The sequence below is a fragment of the Catenibacterium sp. UBA627 genome (assembly GCF_002299355.1).
GTDB classification, from domain to species: Bacteria; Bacillota_I; Bacilli_A; order Erysipelotrichales; family Coprobacillaceae; genus Catenibacterium; species Catenibacterium mitsuoka.
In genome coordinates this window covers 16,963-35,173 of sequence record NZ_DBPF01000096.1, presented here as the reverse complement: position 1 = coordinate 35,173, position 18,211 = coordinate 16,963, and the positions used below count along the sequence as shown (strand labels likewise).

Genomic DNA, 18,211 nt, shown 5'->3' with positions numbered 1-18,211 from the left:
CCTCAAAAGGCAGTCAAAGACTGCCTTACATATCAATTTTGATATTCTTTACTTTCTGTTTTACTTCTTCTTTCATATGAGAAATAGTCAGATTAGGAAAACCATGTTTCTCCACTAACTTGTTTGTATAATCCTTTAAACGATAAACAGAAAAATCATGTCTTTCTCTTTTACCCGTTAAAGTATAGTAATTCACAAGTGGTGTGAATACCACATTCTTAATCTTCTTTTTTTCTATATCAAAAGAAAGCATACCTTCTAATTGACATGATTCTTCTAACATTCCACTCACAAAATTACCTAAACTATAAGCAACTAATGTACGCTTACCATCCGCTCTTTGAATATATTCTACATCCTGTAATGTATGTGTATGTGTTCCAATAATCACATCTGCACCTGCATCAGCAAGCTGCTTAGCCATATTCTTTTGGAATATATTAGGATAATAATCATACTCAATACCCCAATGACATGACACAATCACAATATCAGCATTCTCTCTTGCTTTCTTCATATTCTCCATCATAGTGGATTCATGAAAATTAATCATATAAGGTAACTTTTCCTGATAAGTCACACCATTCACATATTGATTAAAAGATACAAACGCAATCTTAATGCCATTCTTTTTTACTATCTTAATATTCTGTTTTTCTTCTTCATTCTTATAAAGCCCTAAATAAGTCATACGAGGATACTTATTAAATACCTGGATAGAATGTAATATACCTGATGCCCCTTGATCATAAGCATGATTAGTGGATCCATTCACTACATTAAATCCTACCTTCTGTAAATCACCGGCAACACTATCAGGCGCATTAAAGAGGGGATAACCAGAAGGTACACCTCCACCCAATATCGTTTCCTGATTCACAAAACTATAATCTGCCTGGATATACTTCTTAATATTCTTATAATAGCCTGTAAAGTCATAACCACTAGAAGTCTTGGCTTCATCAAGCATACATTGATGATAGAGATTATCTCCTACTGCAACAAAAGAAACACTCGAAGTTTCTTTTTTCTTTACTTCTTCTTTAGGAGGTGCACTACATCCTGAAAGAAGTAACATAACTGCAAGAAGAAGTTGATATTTCATAGATTATTTAGTCGTTGAACCAAATCCACCATTACGTGTTTCAGTCGCATCATCATCTTCAGTAATACCATATGTCATGAAGATTCCCTGGGCAATACCCTGTCCTGCCTGAACATCAACTACTTTTCCTTCATTTGAATCATTCGTCATCTTAATAAAAATATGACCTTCATTATCTGAATAGAAATAATCACTATCAATAACACCTACAGTATTATTCAACTGTAGACGATATTTAAACCCTAAACCACTTCTTGGATAAATCATTAATACCCATCTTTCATTCATTTCACAGCGGATTCCTGTAGGAATCTTGACTGTTTCTCCAGGTTCTAGATGTATATCAATAGGTGTATAAAAATCATATCCTGCAGATCCTTTAGTTGCACGACGTGGAAGCTTAATTGCATCATAGATGTCCTTTACATCTTCCTTTTCCATTCCCATTTGAAACTGTTCATAAGATACTTTATAAAATTTAGCGCTATTCATTCCAATCTCCTTTCGCCTTATATATCTATTATACACAAAAAGTCTAGATTTTCCTCTAGACTTCATTATCAAAACGATATTTAAATTCTTTATAAGTTCTTGCAGTCTTTTTATCAGTTATTATAGCATTGTAATAGTGATCATCCTTAGTCACTTGAATATTTAAAGACACTTTACGTTTATTTGTAAAACTAAAAGAAGATGTCTCTACCTGGGAACTACTCAAATCACTCTCCAAAACCGAAATAGTAAAAAAGTAATTCATATACTGCTTCTCATATACCTTAGAACTACCATGATAACAACGCATGAGTCTATTATTCTTCTTAGTCGTATAAGAAACATCTAAATGTTTATTAAAGACGTAAGAGTCAATCTCTTTATATTCCTTCTTATGAAGATTCTTATTCATCTCTTTAAAGAAAGTAGTCTTATAGTCTCTGTCCATACATGTAACAGAGATATCTTCACCATTTAATAATCCTGAATAGAACGTCCTTACTTCTTGGCCTATATAATTTGAATTGGCACGTGTTGAACATCCACTTGTCTACAAGAGTGCAATTAACCAAAGTATCTTCATGCTTTATCACCTGCAAGCATTATACTAATTACTTATGGGAAAACTATGTATTTTCAAAAAAAGAAGCATTTATTTATGCTTCTTTCTAACTCTTTCAAAAATACAACTTTGCGATTACTGAGGTAGGTTATCTACCGCATATTGTGCTTCCTCAGCAGTGAACTGTTCTCCGTAACTTGAAGTTAACTGATCATATATAGCTGAGCGAGACATATGCATATTAGTTTGGTATGATTTAGCCTTTTCTAATGCATTTGCCTTATAATCTGCCACTAAATGATCCACTGCATACTGTGCCGCTTCTGGTGGAAAGCCTTCCCCATAACTTGAAGTTAACTGATCATAGATTGCCGCCTTAGACATGTGCATTCTAGAAGAGTAACCTTCTGCTTTCGCAAGTGCATTTTTATCTTCCATAGTAGGTTCTTTACCCTTCGAATAATGAACAGTAACGGTACTTCCCTTTTCTAATTGTGTACCTGCTGCTGGTGACTGACTAATAAACCCACCCTCTGCCACACTATCAGAAAAGTCTTCTTCCTTGCTGAATTTAAAGCCATTTTCATTACACCAAGCCTGTGCATCTGTTTGACTCAAATCAGCAACTTCTACTTTCTTTTTCTTCTTGACTTCCTTTGTAGTAGACACTTCAGGTGAAGATTCAATTGGTTCTGGATCACTGATACTGCCTGCATATGCAAAAACCAAGAAACCTGCAAGAATCATATAAAGTGCTTTTTTCTTAGGCTGTTTTTTAAACAAGCAATATACAAAATAGCCGATTCCAAATACAAAACCAACAAAGCCAAACATCATAAACGCATCCACTGATACACATCGAATCACAAACAATACAAAGAAAGCAAGTGAAGCCATTAATGTCTTTTTCGCCTTATCATTTGGTTCATTGTTTTTCTTTGATTTAATGAAATACACAATGCCTAGTACAAGTAAAACTAAAAATAATAGAAATAAAATCATATCAACATCCCCTTCCTTGGATATCTATATTGTAGTACTATCCATCAAAAGATGTATTGAGTAAGTGCTTGAGAATGCCTATTTAAAGGTGTCTATAAAAAATAATCAAAAAAAAGCTGTACGATGACAGCTTATGATTTGTTAGGAAGAGTAATCGTAATACAAGTACCTTCTCCTAATTGACTATGTAATTTCACTGTTCCTTTATTATAAGAAACAATATGCTTAACGATGGCAAGGCCTAAACCTGTACCACCTTTGATTCTACTACGTCCCTTATCAACACGATAAAATCTTTCAAAGACACGTCCTTGATCTGCAAGTGGTATACCAATACCTGTATCCTTGACTTCAATGACCATATTATCTTCTTTACTATAAATATGAACATAAACATGACCATCTTCTTTATTGTATTTAATCGCATTACTTACTAGATTAGAAATCAATGTCTCTATCTGAGACCCATTTCCAATATAAGTAATAGGATCAACATCTGTATGAAGCTCTACATTGTATTTCAATAATAAACCTTCATAATCTTGTGAGATGTCCTTCATTAATGCCTGCATCTTAACAGGAACTTTTTCTACAATCAAATCATCACTATCTAGTCTAGATAACATCAAGATATCATTAATTAAAGAAGACATATTAGTCACTTCAGTTTGAATCTTAGAAAGCATCATCTTCTTCTGATTTTCATCATTGATGAATCCTTGTGATAATAATTCACTGTAACCTCTAATAGCTGTAATAGGTGTTTTTAATTCATGAGATACACTAGAGAAGAATTCTTCTCTCATCTTTTGTGAGTTCTTCATTGCGGTAATATCTACAAAGAAGAGTGCTGTACCAAATGGAAGGCGGGAGATTGCACATTGGTAATCAAAATCATGAATCTTTAATTCTATACGTTGTTTTTTAGAAGCACTATTTAACGCATTTATAAGATTTGGATAAGAGATATGATCAACTAAATTGTCCTTCTCTTTTAAAGGTCCTAGAATCTTTATAGCACTATCATTGACACTTAAGATCATGCCATTCTCATCAAGTAAGATAAAGCCTTCCTCCATCTTTCTTAATATCGCATTGATCTTATCTTGTTCAAATCTTGTCTCTCTCATAGATTTTCTTAATCGGTGAGAGAGATTTTCTAGTGTATCAATAATAGGTGTAAATTCTTCATAATCTGTTGTTGGGAGTTCAAAACGATAATCTTCAGTCATATTATTAAGAGACTCACTGATTTCTGTCAAAGGCTGAGTGACTCTCTTAGAGAGTTTACGTGCAACTATGTATGAAAATAATATACTGATCAGTATAGAAATCGCAAATGCAGGAGCAAGTTCTGGGAAATAACCCCATACACCTGAATAAGGGATGGACAATCTTATAATGTGGTTATCTTTATAATATGCAGCATAGAGAAGTGGCTGATTAGTTGTCTCAGAACGTCTCATTGCATACCCCTCATGATTTGAAGAATGAAGTGCTTCCTGCACTTCTTCTCTTTTTATATGATTAGAAGAAATATCATCCTTGTATGTATCTGCAAGAACTTTACCTTTTTCATCTATGACAGATATTCTTGTATCATCAGAGAAAGCAAGTGGATTCAATGTTTCTATCTGTTTATTTAAATCACCCGAGTAATCTAAGTTATATTCTATTAATTTAACAGAATACATCATTTCTCTTTCGGAATCCTCTTTCATTGAACCAGAAATAATAAATATACTCGTTGCACTACAGATACATAGAGATACTAATAAAAGTGAGATAAAATATCTTAATATAGATTGTCTCATTATTGACCATCCTCAATAAAACGATAACCTACACTTCTGATTGTCTTAATATAATGATGTCCATCATCACCAAGTTTTGCACGTAAAGAACGAATATGAACATCTAAGGCTCTTGATTCGCCTACAAAATCATAACCCCAGATATTATTTAAGAGTTCTTCTCTTTCTACAACACGTTCTTTATTTTCTACTAAATAGAGTAATAACTGATACTCTTTATGAGTTAATTCCAGTTTTTCACCCTGCTTTAAAATAATATGTTTCGATTTATCAATTTCTAAAGATGTCGTTTTAATAACCTTTGAATGATGCTGACTTCTTCTAAGTAATGAGCGAACACGTGCAGCAAGTTCCAGCACTCCAAATGGTTTCGTCATATAATCATCACAGCCTGAATCTAATCCTCTTACCTTATCTATTTCACGATCCTTTGCGGATAGAATTAAGATAGGCAAAGTTGTATTAGTCTTTCTTATCTGCTTAATAGCTGAAATACCATCTAATTCTGGTAACATGACATCAAATATTGCAAGATCAGGCGTATCTTCATGAATTGCGACAATTGCATCTATCGCATTATTAAATAGAGTAATTGAATACCCACTTGATTCAAGAGATAACTTGATAATTTCCTGAATATTTTCATCATCTTCAATTACATATATACGTTCGCTCATTGATTATATCCCCCTTATATAATACGCTGCTGGTTGATGGATCCTGTTTCCATGAAATCTAACCATTCACAGATATTAGATGCATGATCACCAATTCTTTCTAGATATTTCGCAATCATGAAGTAATCTAAACAGTCATCAGCATTTTCACTATTTTCTTTCATAATCTGGATGATTTCATTCTTAATATCTAAGAATAAAGAATCAATATCATCATCCATTCTCGAAATATTGTGAGCTTTATCTACATCCCCCTCCACAAAGGCTTCAATAGACTTATGTACCATTTCTTTTGCAGTCTTTAACATATCTGGAATATGTTCTACTGTTCTATAAATATGATTACCAGATAAATCTAAGATAATTTCACAAATATCAGAACACTGGTCACCAATTCTTTCTAGATCAGTGACAATCTTTAAAGCAGTAGTCACAATACGTAAATCTCTTGCCACTGGCTGCTGTCTTAACATTAACTTAAAACAAATAGACTCAATAGAACGTTCCATATCATTGATCATACGATCATTTTCCATCACTTCTTTAGCAAGCTTAGTATTCTTATTTTTAAATGCAGCAATAGTATTTTCTAATGCATTCTCTACAAGACCGCTCATCTTCTGAAGATCTACATTAAGCGTATCTAGTTCTCGATCAAAACGACTTCTCATAATTTTTACTCCTTCATTATAATATATTGTTAATTGTTTGTTAAATATTAACCGAATCTACCAGTAATATAATCTTCTGTTCTCTTATCCTGAGGGAATGAGAAGATCTTTTCTGTATCACCAGTTTCAATGATTTCACCCTGTAAGAAGAATGCTGTATTGTCTGCAATACGTGAAGCCTGCTGCATGTTATGAGTTACAATCACAATTGTATAGTCTTTCTTAAGATCCATTAATAAGTCTTCAATCTTAGATGTAGAAATTGGATCTAAGGCACTTGTAGGTTCATCTAATAAGATAACATCTGGGTTAACAGCTAAACATCTCGCAATACATAATCTCTGCTGCTGACCACCAGATAAACCTAATGCACTTGTATCTAGGCGATCTGCAATTTCATCATATAAAGCAGCCTGCTTTAATGATCTAATCACAATCTTTTCTAATTCAGCATGATTCTTAATCCCATGAATTCTAGGTCCATAGGCAATGTTATCAAAGATACTCATTGGGAATGGGTTGGGCTGTTGGAATACCATACCTACTTTCTTTCTTAATAAGGTTGTATCTACTCTAGGATCAAAGATGTCTTCACCATCCAATGTCACCTGACCAGTAATCTTTACCCCTTTTATATAATCCTGCATACGATTTAATGTTTTAAGGAATGTAGATTTACCACATCCAGAAGGACCGATGAACGCTGTAATCTTATGTTCTGGGATATCTAAACTTGTATTCTTTAAGGCATGCTTTTCACCATACCATAGATTTAAATTCTTAATTTCCATTTTATTCATATATATTTACCTCATTATTTTGCTTTTTCTACATTAAACTTACTTGATAGCCATTTAGCGATAAAGTTCATGATTAATACAAGAATAATCAATATCATCGCAATCACAAAGGCCTGTCCATATTCAGCATTACTCATTGCCATATAAAGCTGGATAGTAAGTGTTCCACCACTCTCCATCAAGTGCGTGAAGAATCCTCTTGGCATAAAGTAACCACTACCTGCTGTAAATAATAAGGCAGCTGATTCAGCCACAATACGACCCATACCAAGAATCACACCCGTTAAGATACCAGGCATAGCACTTGGAAGAATAACAGTACGAATCATATACCACTTAGTTGAACCTATACCTAATGCAGCTTCACGATATGAAGAAGGAACTGATTCTAAGGCAACCTGAGTGTTTCTAATAATAATAGGTAAGATAAGAATAGTTAATGTGAAACATCCATTTATGACTGAATATCCTAAATGAAGCATTTCACCAAAGAAGATCATACCAAATAATCCAAAGATAATAGATGGAATACCTGATAATACTTCTGTTGTAAATGATACTGCTGCAACAAACTTCTTATTTTTTGCATATTCATTTAAGTAGATGGCAGCACCAATACCAATTGGGCAGGCAAATAATAATGTACCTACGACAATATAAAGAGTATTGATGATATTACCTAATAAACCTTCAGGGTTCATTAACTGACTCATTGGTTCAATTAAATTCTTGAAATGGAAATGGGGGATGGCTTTTGAGAATACATAACCAATAATGACAAGAATTAAGATACTAGAGAAACTAGCACATAGATAAATAAGTCCACGTAGTATAGTATCTCCTATTCTTTTCTTTGTATGATATAACGTTCTATCCATAGCGTTCACTTCCTTTAATGGAGACGTAGCTGATACTTTTTTAGAATCTGCTTTATCCATTTTCTTCACCCTTCTTTAGAATCTTCATTAATACGATATTTATAATCATAATGAAGATGAATAATACTAAACCGATTGTAAATAATACTTGTCTATGTACACCACTTGAGTAGGACATTTCAGATACGATAGCTGTTGTTAAGAAACGTACTGAATTGAATGGTGCTGGTAAATTAACAGCATTACCTGCAACAAGTAAGATAGCCATTGCTTCACCAATAGCACGTCCAACACCTAATACAATGGCACTCATGATTCCATTCTTAGCAGCTGGAATAACTACTTTAAAGATTGTCTGAATTTTAGTTGCACCAAGTGCATAAGAACTTAATCTTAAATGATTTGGAACAGTTTCTAGAGCTGTTTCAGAGACATTGATTAATGTTGGTAAGATCATGATTACTAATACAATAATTGCGGCAATGAGGTTTGCCCCACCAGTGAACTGATGTGAATGAGATGTATGATAAAAAAACTTTTCTAACTTATACATCTGTGGGTTGATGATCAAGATACCAAGTAACCCATAAACAACGGATGGAATACCAGCTAATAATTCAATAGCTGCTTTCATAATCTTCTTTGGAGTACCAGTGACCATTTCACTTAATGCGGCTGCGGTAAGTAAACCAACAGGTATTGCGATTAAGACTGCAAGTAAAGTACCAACAATAGAAGTTAAGATAATGTAAAGAATACCGAACTTTCCTTGAGAAGGAACCCATTCTGTTTTAAATAAGATATTTCCGATACCAACCTTAGCAAGTGCAGGTGTGCCACTATAGATCATGTAGGCAGTAATAGCGACGACTGCAACTATTGAAAAAGCAGCACATACACTAACGATTAATGCGGCTGCCTTTTCTGATGCTTGTCTACTTTTATTGGTACCAACAATGCTATTTAGCACTGATTAGACCTACTTTTTTAATGATAGCCTGCCCTTCATCACTATCAATGTAATCGAATAATGCCTGAACTAATTTAGACTGTTTTTCAACTTTACCTTTAGTAGCCATTACGAATGGTCTCTGTAATGCATATTTACCAGCTTTGATATTCTTAACTGTACAATCAACACCTTCTAACTGTAATGTGTTGATTGATTTATCAACAGCATCTAGTGATACATAACCAATAGCGCCTTCAATAGAAGCACATTTTGCAACAACTGCACCAGTATTATCTAATTCCTGTGCATACTGACATTTATCTTTTACTTCTAATAATTCTTCAAATGCACCTCTCGTACCAGAAGCAGCTTCTCTGCCAATAACAACGATCTTTTCGTCTTTACCACCAAGTTCTTTCCAGTTAGTGATTTCACCAGTATAGATCTTAGTTAACTGTTCTTTAGTTACATTCTTAACAGTATTATCTTTGTTAACTGCAACTGCGATACCATCAATTGCTACAATGTTTTCTTCAAGACCCTGGCTCTTTTCTTCATCAGTTAATGCTCTTGATGAATCACCGATATCAGCTTTACCATTTAATACTGAAGAGATACCCGCAGATGAACCTGTGAACTGAGCTTCTACTGTAACTTTAGGGTTCTTTTCTTTGAAAGATTCGCCTAAGGCAGTTACGAATTTTTCCATTGATGTAGAACCATCAAGTGAGATCTTTCCTGATAAATCTCCTGAACCAGCAGTTGAAGAATCTTTAGAACCTCCACAACCAGCAAGTGAAAATGCAAGTACACATGCAAGTACAAGCGTTAATATTTTTTTCATATTTACTTTTTTCCTCCTGTCTTCTTAAGACACCTACATCATAAATTTTTCTCCTTAACAAAAAAATCATATTTGTGTATGTATTATCTTAAGATTATGTAAAAATGATTTTTTACTTTTTACAAAATTACGGTTGTTTTATTGTATAAACAATAGTACAATTTGGTCGAATTTTAGGAGGCGAATGTTAAATTTATGTTATATGAAAAGGAAATACAGCAAAAAAAATCAATAAAAGCCCTCAAATCATTCGTATGTGTTATTCTTGCATCATGTTTAATGGCCTTTAATATTAAGACGTTTGTACGTGCTGGTGAATTAGTCCCTGGTGGTATTACCGGTATGACTCTATTAGTACAGAGAATAATGTTAAAGTATGCTAACATTTCTATACCTTATTCTGTGCTTAATATTTCATTAAATGCGATACCAGCTATCATTGGTTTTAAACTTATTTCAAAACGTTTTACTAGTTATAGTGTATTAATGATTGTTTTAAACTCATTCTTAGTTGATTTGATTCCTTCTTATAAGGTGACAACTGATCCATTATTAATTGCTTTATTTGGTGGTTTATTAAACGGTTTGGCTATTTCTATTGCCTTATATGGTAAAGCAAGTTCCGGAGGAACAGACTTTATTGCAGTCTATATTCATCGTAAGTGGAATATCTCTTCTTGGAACATCATCCTAGGTTTTAATATTATTCTATTATTAACTTCTGGAATGTTATTTGGATTTGAAGCATCTCTTTATTCTATTGTTTTCCAATTCGTATCTACTCAGGCAATAGATACTTTCCACAAATCAGATCAGCAGATGACTTTTTTCATCATATCTAATAAAGCAGATGAATTAGAAACAGAATTATTAGTTAAGACACATCATGGTATGACTCGTTTTACTGGCGAAGGATCTCATACACATGAAGATCGTGTCATGCTTTATACAGTCGTCAGTGCTGCAGAAGTCAATGATGTTTATGAAATAATTAAAAGTATTGATAAACAGGCTTTTGTTAATATAGTCAAAACAAATGCTGTAAAAGGAAGGTTCTATCAGGAACCTATTGATTAACCTGGATTTATTCCAGGTTTTTTTAATGAAAAAAATAAGCAGGTCTCCCTACTTATTAATACATTGAGATATCAGATTGTGAACGATATTTTCTTTGCCTACAACTAAATCTGTGATTAATTGGTTTTTAATTGGATGTCCACGATAATCACATAAGATACCGCCAGCTTTTTCTAATATAACTTCCTCTCTGTGCACAAGTATAGCACCTTATATAATAAATATGGTTATCATCAAATAAAGAGTATATTAATAATTTGTAAAAAAAGAATCCTCCATAAGGAGGATCATGCACTACATAAATATTCTTTTGGCTTGATATGGATGAAATATGAATGCAGTGGCTGTTTTTCAATCAATGCCCTAATGATTAAAAGGATCAGCGTTCCTAGGAAAATCAAAGTTATAATGAGTTAAAAGTATGAGGGTTTCATTAATTACTCACTTTATATCCATGTTCAATAAGGGATTTAATTATTAGAAATACTCTTACGAGCAGTGATCATTCTTATCCTCGCACCCGAATAAGAATGTACAGGAGATGCAGACATATCTGCACAAGATCATGAGGTCCCTACACCCCACGATATGTATAACTAGATTTTCCTATCTTAAGACCTTAATCTTAAGATGATAATATATTATCATCTTATCGGTATTTTATCAATGATAATAATAAAAAAAATGTCATGGGCTGGACGTCTCATGACGATTTAGGAAGCAAAAAATTATTTTCTTTTTGCATCGTTATAATAATCTAATAAAAGGATTAAACAAGTATTCTTAAGGATATTGTATAGTTGTTACAAAAAAAGCGAATTTATATGCATAAATCCACTCTTTTTGTCACTTTAATAGATATATTCTTCTTTCTTCTGTTTTCTCTCATATATATAAATAAATGGCGCATACACAAGTACTGAGATACATATACATATGAGATGTGATATTGCCCCATAGATACTTCCTCCAGTAACTAAGAAGCCCATTAAAATAGGTGGCATAACCCAAGGTACTTCCATGATCACATGTGGACAGAATCCTATTGAAATAAGGAAATAACCCGCTGTAAGAGAAACAAGTGGTGCAAGAATAAATGGAATAGATAATAGAGGATTAAGCACAATGGGCATACCAAAGATGACTGTTTCGTTGATATTCACTAAACTTGGGAATAAAGAAATATTCGCTATTAGACGATTATCATGTCTTTTGGAAAAAACAAGTATATATATCACAACCCCTAATGTACATCCTGAGCCGCCAACTTCTCCAAACATCTGAAACATCATTGAATTGAATACATATGGTATATCTTTTCCTCTTAAACCCGCATTAAATGCTGCCATATTAATATAGAGTAATGGTCTATACAAAGATTCAACGATAGACAACATAAGATTCTTCCCATGGAAGCCAACAATCCAAAACAATGTGATAATAAGATACAAAACAAGAACCGCAATTAAATTATCCCCTGCCATCAGCTGTAATGGAAGCTGTATAAGATTATATATATTTGTATTAAGTGTGTGACCTGTGCTTAGGATACAAAGATAGGAGACAGAACCCATAATTAAGCATGTCAAGAACGTAGGAACGATATTCATGAATGATAATACCTGATTAGTAGAAACCTGACTAGGAAGCTTAATTAAGAGACAATCGCAGTTTCTTAATAAATGATAGAGTTCTGTCGCAAATATAGCGACAAACATTGCGGTAAAGAGTCCTGATGAAGATGTATAAATTGAACCTATTCCCTGCGCAGTAAAATCTTTCAAAGTTATTCCTATAGAATTTGGTATATGCACAAAAGTGGATAGTTTTGTATGTACAATAGCACCACTACCTGTATGTAATAGCACATTAATATGAAGACCATCAATAATATGTGGTGTGACAATCAACCAGCATATAAAGCTGACAATCACAGGATAAATATCATAATCCCCATTCGCCTGAGCAATTTCACTAGATAATAATAATACAATTACGATAGAGATACATGAAATAGCTGCATAATTCAATGCTTCAAAGATTGGATTAAAAACTTTTAAATCCATAATAAGTGGAAAAACAGTACCTAAACCCCCATGATCATTGACTAGTACATTTATCCAAAATATTCCAACAGCACCTGTAAGAGATATTGGCATATAATTCTGGAAGGTATTTTTAATTGCATTTAAGTATTTATTCTGAGTACATTTCATAGCCACCCAGGATAAAGCATCTACTAATTTATTCATCCCATCACTCCTTCGCACTCCCATATTACATTTTTCAAAAGAAAAAGTCCATCATTAGATGGACTATTCAAAAAGAAGGATTTAGAAAACAATCTTCGCAATAATTCTAGCTTTAATAACACCTTCATGATTTTCAATCACTTTAGTGATATCTTCTGATAAATCATTTGTATCAATGACAGTATATGCATATTCACCACGTGCTTTATTGACCATGTTTTCAATGTTCATGCTCTTTTTCGCAAATGCGTTCGCAAATACAGCTAACATGTTAGGAATATTCTTATGAATAATACATACACGATATGTTGTAGTACGTGGTTCTACAACTGTAGGTAAGTTAACAGAGTTCTGGATATTACCATTTTCTAAGTAATCAATCATTTCTTTTACAGCCATAGTTGCACAGTTATCTTCTGATTCTGGAGTAGAAGCACCTAAGTGTGGTAATACAACTGTATTTTCAGTTTCTACAAGTTCTTTAGAACCAAAGTCTGTAATATAACGTGCCACTTTACCTGACTTTAATGCTTTGATAATATCTTCAGTATTTACTAATGTATCACGTGCAAAGTTCAAGATGCGTACACCGTCTTTCATCATTGCAAGTGACTTCTTATTGATCATGTTCTTTGTATCAGGAGTTGCTGGTACATGAATAGTAATATAGTCACATTCCTTGAATAATTCTTCTACAGTAGCTGCTTTATGAACCCATTTAGATAGTTTCCATGCTGCATTAACACTGATATATGGATCATAACCATATACTTCCATACCTAATTTAACAGCTGCATTAGCTACATTCACACCAATTGCACCTAAACCAATAACACCAAGCTTCTTACCATCAATTTCAGGACCAACAAACTGGCTCTTGCCTTTTTCTACAGCCTTTCCAAAATCATCAGCTGGTAATGTCTTTACCCATTCAATACCAGGAATCACCTGTCTTGAACTTAAGATTAAAGCACATAATACTAATTCTTTAACCGCATTCGCATTAGCCCCTGGTGTATTAAATACACAGATTCCTTTTTCAGTACATGTATCTACAGGAATATTGTTGACACCTGCACCTGCTCTTGCGATAGCCTTTAATTCAGCTGGGAAATCATAGTCATGTAATTTAGCTGATCTAACTAAAATCCCATCTTCATGTTCTAAATTATCACCGACTTCATAATTATCATCAAAGATTTCTAAGCCCTGTTCAGAAATCTTATTTAAAGTTTTAATCTTATACATACTATTTATGTTTCTCCTCGAATTCTTTCATGAAATTAACTAAATATTCTACACCTTCATATGGCATTGCATTGTAGATAGATGCTCTAATACCTCCTACACTACGATGTCCTTTTAAGTTTGTCATACCTGCTGCAATAGATTCCTTTACAAATTCAGCATCTAATTCTTTAGATGGAGTTGTGAAAGTCACATTCATATTAGAACGTGCATCTTTCTTTGCATGTGGTTTATAGAAGTCAGACTGATCTAAGTAGTCATAAAGAAGCTTTGCTTTCTTTTCATTCTTTTCCTTCATCACTTCTAATCCACCCTGTTCATCAATCCATTTCACTACGAGACCTAACATATAAATAGCCCAGCATGGTGGTGTGTTATACATAGAATCCTTTTCTAACATAGTATCTAATTCAGAAAGAACTGGAATATTAGCTGGATGTGGTTTTACTAGATCTTCTCTAATAATAACTACACCTAGTCCTGCAATACCCATATTCTTTTGTGCACCGGCATAAATAACACCATATTTAGAAACATCTACAGGTCTTGATAAGATATCTGAAGACATATCTACTACAAGTGGTGCGCCCTTTGTATCTGGTACATAGTTCCACTCTGTACCATAGATAGTGTTGTTGTTACAAAGATGTACATAATCAACACCTTCACGAATATCTAACTGATCCTGTGTAGGAATTTCTGTAAAATCGTTGTCCTTACCGTCATAGGCAATATGAACATCCCCAAACTTAGCAGCTTCTTTTGCAGCTTTACCAGAGAAGCTTCCTGTAACGATATAATCTGATTTACCATTCACCATAAGGTTTAAGGCGATGTTTGTGAATTCCTGTGTTGCCCCACCTTGTAATAATAAAATATTATAGTTATCTGGAATATTTAAAACTTTCTTTAAAGTTGCTTTTGTATCATCAAAAATCTTTTGGTATGTTGAGGAACGATGACTCATCTCCATTACGCTCATGCCTGAGCCTTTATAATTCAGCATCTGATCTGCTGCTTCCTTTAATACCTCTACAGGTAACTGAGATGGTCCTGCAGAAAAATTATAAACTCTCTTATCTGTCATTTTCGACTTCCTCCTTGTTAATTTATATGCATTATATTAGTTTAATACAAATTTGTCCACTGATATTATTAAAATATACAAATATTTTAACAAATATCCTAGATTGTATACAATATAGGGGCGTTTTGATAGAGATAGACTCATCATGATAAATCATTATAATTAGAATTAAGAAAGAGGTGGCTTATGAAGAAATTTAAGAATGCGACAATGGATGATGTATTTGCAGGTATTATTGTTGCTTTTATATCTATTCCTATATCAATGGGATATGCTCAGGTAGCAGGTCTACCAATGGTCTATGGTTTATATGGTTCTTTGGTTCCTATTCTCGTATTTAGTTTATTTACTACGAGTCATGATTTTGTATTTGGTGTAGATGCAGCCCCTGCAGCTCTTACTGGAAGTGCATTGGCTACTCTTGGCATTACTGCCGGGACAAAGGAAGCAATGCAGGTGGTTCCTGTTATTGCACTCATGGTTGCTTTATGGTTGATCTTCTTTTCAATCATTAAAGCAGGACGTGCTGTTAAGTATATTTCTACACCTGTCATGGGTGGATTCGTAACAGGTATCTGTTTATCTATTATTATGATGCTTGTTCCTAAGCTCTTTGGTGGGACAACAGGAACAGGTGAAATATTTGAGTTAGTCAATCATATTATTAAAGAGTTACCACTCTTTAATGGTTTATCTTTTGTATTAGGTATCTTCACTCTTGCCATTATTCTTATAGTAAAGAGAATAAATAAGAAGATTCCTATGCCTATTCTTATGATGTTTATCGGTGCTTTATTGACTGCCCTATTTCCTTTAGAAAGATATGGAGTGAAGTTATTACCTCATGTTGATCCAGGTTTACCAAAGCTTGTGATTCCTTCTATTGCCCATGTAGATATTTCTGCTTTATTCTTTACTACATTATCTATTGCGATAGTTGTACTCGCACAGACTTTATTATCTGCACAGGGTAATGCAATGAAGGATGGCTATAAATTAGATGGAAACAAAGAAATATTTGCCTATGGTATAGCTGAACTGGCTACTTCACTTGTAGGATGCTGTCCGACAAATGGTTCTGTTTCTAGAACTGGTCTCGCAAGACAGTATGGATGTAAGACTCAGGCGATGAGCTTATCAGCTGCTGCGACTATGGCACTTCTTCTATTATTTGGTACAGGATTTATTGAATACCTTCCTGTTCCTATTTTAACTGCCATCGTTATTACTGCCTTACTTGGTGCCTGTCACTTTGCGTTAGGTAAACGTTTATTTAAAGAAAGTAGAAATGAATTCTATATCTTTATGGCAGCATGTTGTGGAGTACTTATCTTTGGGACTATTTATGGTGTAGTGATTGGTATTGTCTTATCCTTCCTCGCTGTAATTCTTAAGGCAGTCACTCCACCAGCCCATTTCTTAGGTGTAATTCCAGGGCAGACAGGCTTCTTTAATCTAGAAAAGAATGTGAATGCAAGACCAATTAGACATACTATTATTTATCGTTTCCCAGGAAATCTATTTTTTGCGAATATTGATAAGTTCCAGGAAGATATAGAAAAAGCGATTAAAGAAGATACTGAGCAGGTTATTGTAGATGCTTCTGGTATTAGTAATATTGATTTTACTGCAATTGATCGTTTGATTATCTTCTATAATGATTTACAGAAAAGAAATATAGATTTCTATTTAACACGTCATATGGATCATCTTAATCAGGCATTAAGAGAAAATGGTGGTATAGAAATAATTACAAGTGGTCATGTAAGACGTACAATGCAGCAGGCATTATTAGATTGTGGACTTGTCCCTCCTTATCCATTAGAAGATTTAAAAACATCTCATATCTCATTTATACAACCTGAATTAGAATGGGCCTTTGGAAATGAAGCTGAAAAGTATAAACAGAAGATGACTCAGGAAATGTTGGATAAGATTCATTCTAAAACTGACTTATCTCCTGATCTATTAAAGGATATTGAAAATCATACAGACTTTGGTGAACTAGGTTTGATTGAAGCGGATGAATTCTTATCAAGACTAGAAATGCATATTCCAGAAATCATGGAAAAGATTCATGAAAATGAGCAGTATGTAGAAGAACGACTCGAACAATATCGTGATCGTATTGAAGAAAAGTTACAGGAAATGAATCCTGAAACATTACGTGTATTAAAACAGTACCGTAGCAAATATGAAAAGAAGCTACAGGAATTAAATCCTCATGCTTTTAATCATTATAAAGAGCTCCATCAGAAACATTTAGAAAGACTGGAGAAAAACAAAAAGTGAAGATGAATCCATCTTCACTTTTCACATTAAGGAGTAATTCAATTATCAAATATTATCCGAGGATTTTCAGAGCAGCATCTAATACCTTTTCACCGTTCATCATACCATAGTCACGCATATTGATGACTTCAATCGGTGTAGATGTTAATTCTCTTAATCTCTTTTCCATATGACGAACTTGTGGATCTAACATAATGACATCCCAGTCATTGAGTTCTTTTTCTGTATCTGTTACTGGGAGAGCCTTAACTTCCATTTCAATGCCTTTATCTTATGCTGCCTTTTCCATCTTTAATACAAGCATACTTGTTGACATACCAGCATTACATACCAATAAGATCTTCTTCATAAGCCTCTCTCCTTCCTTCATATTTATTATATATTCATTAAATTCCATTGAATTATTCAATATAAAATTAGAAACAAACTTATCAATATTTGTATATCATTCAAGTACT

17 protein-coding genes and 1 pseudogene are annotated in these 18,211 nt (G+C 33.6%); 2 read left to right on the top strand and 16 right to left on the bottom strand.

Features of this window, described 5'->3' with window-relative positions:
• Positions 1-25: 25 nt before the first annotated feature.
• From B2S90_RS06065 to B2S90_RS06015, 11 genes are all read right to left on the bottom strand, one after another.
• Complete coding sequence (locus B2S90_RS06065; protein WP_286696715.1) at positions 26-1,105, bottom strand: CapA family protein; 1,080 nt, start codon at positions 1,103-1,105, stop codon at positions 26-28.
• Between the two features lie 3 nt (positions 1,106-1,108).
• Positions 1,109-1,597, bottom strand: coding sequence for a dUTP diphosphatase (locus tag B2S90_RS06060; protein ID WP_040390041.1), 489 nt, complete (start codon positions 1,595-1,597; stop codon positions 1,109-1,111).
• Between the two features lie 55 nt (positions 1,598-1,652).
• Positions 1,653-2,045, bottom strand: a complete 393-nt coding sequence (locus B2S90_RS06055) for a hypothetical protein (protein ID WP_286696714.1) — start codon at positions 2,043-2,045, stop codon at positions 1,653-1,655.
• A 249-nt stretch (positions 2,046-2,294) separates the two neighbouring features.
• Positions 2,295-3,161 carry an Ltp family lipoprotein gene (locus B2S90_RS06050; protein ID WP_286696713.1) on the bottom strand — a complete coding sequence of 289 codons (867 nt, stop codon included), beginning with the start codon at positions 3,159-3,161 and terminating at the stop codon, positions 2,295-2,297.
• 131 nt (positions 3,162-3,292) lie between these two features.
• A complete protein-coding gene (locus B2S90_RS06045) occupies positions 3,293-4,975 on the bottom strand; it encodes a sensor histidine kinase (protein ID WP_286696712.1) in 1,683 nt (560 codons plus the stop codon).
• Positions 4,975-5,652: a response regulator transcription factor gene (locus B2S90_RS06040; RefSeq protein ID WP_055234385.1), complete on the bottom strand. Its 678-nt coding sequence runs from the start codon at positions 5,650-5,652 to the stop codon at positions 4,975-4,977. Before B2S90_RS06040 ends, B2S90_RS06045 begins: the two co-directional genes overlap by 1 nt.
• 14 nt (positions 5,653-5,666) lie before the next feature.
• Positions 5,667-6,323 (bottom strand): phosphate signaling complex protein PhoU, encoded by a 657-nt coding sequence (gene phoU / locus B2S90_RS06035; RefSeq protein WP_070101817.1) that lies wholly within the window; start codon positions 6,321-6,323, stop codon positions 5,667-5,669.
• A gap of 47 nt (positions 6,324-6,370) precedes the next feature.
• Positions 6,371-7,123 (bottom strand): phosphate ABC transporter ATP-binding protein PstB, encoded by a 753-nt coding sequence (gene pstB, locus B2S90_RS06030; RefSeq protein WP_055234388.1) that lies wholly within the window; start codon positions 7,121-7,123, stop codon positions 6,371-6,373.
• 14 nt (positions 7,124-7,137) lie between these two features.
• A complete protein-coding gene (gene pstA / locus B2S90_RS06025; protein WP_286696711.1) occupies positions 7,138-8,001 on the bottom strand; it encodes a phosphate ABC transporter permease PstA in 864 nt (287 codons plus the stop codon).
• 52 nt (positions 8,002-8,053) lie between these two features.
• Positions 8,054-8,971 carry a phosphate ABC transporter permease subunit PstC gene (gene pstC / locus B2S90_RS06020; protein WP_286696710.1) on the bottom strand — a complete coding sequence of 306 codons (918 nt, stop codon included), beginning with the start codon at positions 8,969-8,971 and terminating at the stop codon, positions 8,054-8,056.
• A complete protein-coding gene (locus B2S90_RS06015; protein WP_055234389.1) occupies positions 8,961-9,797 on the bottom strand; it encodes a phosphate ABC transporter substrate-binding protein in 837 nt (278 codons plus the stop codon). The genes pstC and B2S90_RS06015 overlap by 11 nt, the downstream gene beginning before the upstream one ends.
• Before the next feature lie 195 nt (positions 9,798-9,992).
• Here B2S90_RS06015 and B2S90_RS06010 point away from each other — a divergent pair, with 195 nt between their 5' ends.
• Complete coding sequence (locus tag B2S90_RS06010; protein ID WP_278780871.1) at positions 9,993-10,874, top strand: YitT family protein; 882 nt, start codon at positions 9,993-9,995, stop codon at positions 10,872-10,874.
• A gap of 48 nt (positions 10,875-10,922) precedes the next feature.
• Here B2S90_RS06010 and B2S90_RS06005 read toward each other — a convergent pair whose 3' ends face one another.
• The 4 genes from B2S90_RS06005 to serC form a co-directional block, all read right to left on the bottom strand.
• Positions 10,923-11,072, bottom strand: coding sequence for a hypothetical protein (locus B2S90_RS06005; protein WP_278780870.1), 150 nt, complete (start codon positions 11,070-11,072; stop codon positions 10,923-10,925).
• A gap of 653 nt (positions 11,073-11,725) precedes the next feature.
• Positions 11,726-13,126: a PTS sugar transporter subunit IIC gene (locus B2S90_RS06000; RefSeq protein ID WP_278861516.1), complete on the bottom strand. Its 1,401-nt coding sequence runs from the start codon at positions 13,124-13,126 to the stop codon at positions 11,726-11,728.
• Positions 13,127-13,207: 81 nt separating this feature from the next.
• Positions 13,208-14,374, bottom strand: a complete 1,167-nt coding sequence (locus B2S90_RS05995; protein WP_006507039.1) for a phosphoglycerate dehydrogenase — start codon at positions 14,372-14,374, stop codon at positions 13,208-13,210.
• A 1-nt stretch (position 14,375) separates the two neighbouring features.
• Positions 14,376-15,461 carry a 3-phosphoserine/phosphohydroxythreonine transaminase gene (gene serC, locus B2S90_RS05990; protein ID WP_279067734.1) on the bottom strand — a complete coding sequence of 362 codons (1,086 nt, stop codon included), beginning with the start codon at positions 15,459-15,461 and terminating at the stop codon, positions 14,376-14,378.
• A 186-nt stretch (positions 15,462-15,647) separates the two neighbouring features.
• Between serC and B2S90_RS05985 the strand changes: the two genes are divergently transcribed.
• Positions 15,648-17,753 (top strand): SulP family inorganic anion transporter, encoded by a 2,106-nt coding sequence (locus tag B2S90_RS05985; protein WP_286696709.1) that lies wholly within the window; start codon positions 15,648-15,650, stop codon positions 17,751-17,753.
• 52 nt (positions 17,754-17,805) lie between these two features.
• On the opposite strand, the pseudogene B2S90_RS05980 reads toward B2S90_RS05985, so the two are convergent.
• Positions 17,806-18,102, bottom strand: a pseudogene (locus B2S90_RS05980) (PTS sugar transporter subunit IIB).
• Positions 18,103-18,211: the final 109 nt, after the last annotated feature.

What these genes read in the sequence shown, in the direction of transcription:
- B2S90_RS06065 (WP_286696715.1), bottom strand. Translation starts at nt 1,105, where the DNA reads ATGAAATATCAACTTCTTCTTGCAGTTATGTTACTTCTTTCAGGATGT.
- B2S90_RS06060 (WP_040390041.1), bottom strand. Translation starts at nt 1,597, where the DNA reads ATGAATAGCGCTAAATTTTATAAAGTATCTTATGAACAGTTTCAAATG.
- B2S90_RS06055 (WP_286696714.1), bottom strand. Translation starts at nt 2,045, where the DNA reads ATGGACAGAGACTATAAGACTACTTTCTTTAAAGAGATGAATAAGAAT.
- B2S90_RS06050 (WP_286696713.1), bottom strand. Translation starts at nt 3,161, where the DNA reads ATGATTTTATTTCTATTATTTTTAGTTTTACTTGTACTAGGCATTGTG.
- B2S90_RS06045 (WP_286696712.1), bottom strand. Translation starts at nt 4,975, where the DNA reads ATGAGACAATCTATATTAAGATATTTTATCTCACTTTTATTAGTATCT.
- B2S90_RS06040 (WP_055234385.1), bottom strand. Translation starts at nt 5,652, where the DNA reads ATGAGCGAACGTATATATGTAATTGAAGATGATGAAAATATTCAGGAA.
- phoU (WP_070101817.1), bottom strand. Translation starts at nt 6,323, where the DNA reads ATGAGAAGTCGTTTTGATCGAGAACTAGATACGCTTAATGTAGATCTT.
- pstB (WP_055234388.1), bottom strand. Translation starts at nt 7,123, where the DNA reads ATGAATAAAATGGAAATTAAGAATTTAAATCTATGGTATGGTGAAAAG.
- pstA (WP_286696711.1), bottom strand. Translation starts at nt 8,001, where the DNA reads ATGGATAGAACGTTATATCATACAAAGAAAAGAATAGGAGATACTATA.
- B2S90_RS06015 (WP_055234389.1), bottom strand. Translation starts at nt 9,797, where the DNA reads ATGAAAAAAATATTAACGCTTGTACTTGCATGTGTACTTGCATTTTCA.
- B2S90_RS06010 (WP_278780871.1), top strand. Translation starts at nt 9,993, where the DNA reads ATGTTATATGAAAAGGAAATACAGCAAAAAAAATCAATAAAAGCCCTC.
- B2S90_RS06000 (WP_278861516.1), bottom strand. Translation starts at nt 13,126, where the DNA reads ATGAATAAATTAGTAGATGCTTTATCCTGGGTGGCTATGAAATGTACT.
- B2S90_RS05995 (WP_006507039.1), bottom strand. Translation starts at nt 14,374, where the DNA reads ATGTATAAGATTAAAACTTTAAATAAGATTTCTGAACAGGGCTTAGAA.
- serC (WP_279067734.1), bottom strand. Translation starts at nt 15,461, where the DNA reads ATGACAGATAAGAGAGTTTATAATTTTTCTGCAGGACCATCTCAGTTA.
- B2S90_RS05985 (WP_286696709.1), top strand. Translation starts at nt 15,648, where the DNA reads ATGAAGAAATTTAAGAATGCGACAATGGATGATGTATTTGCAGGTATT.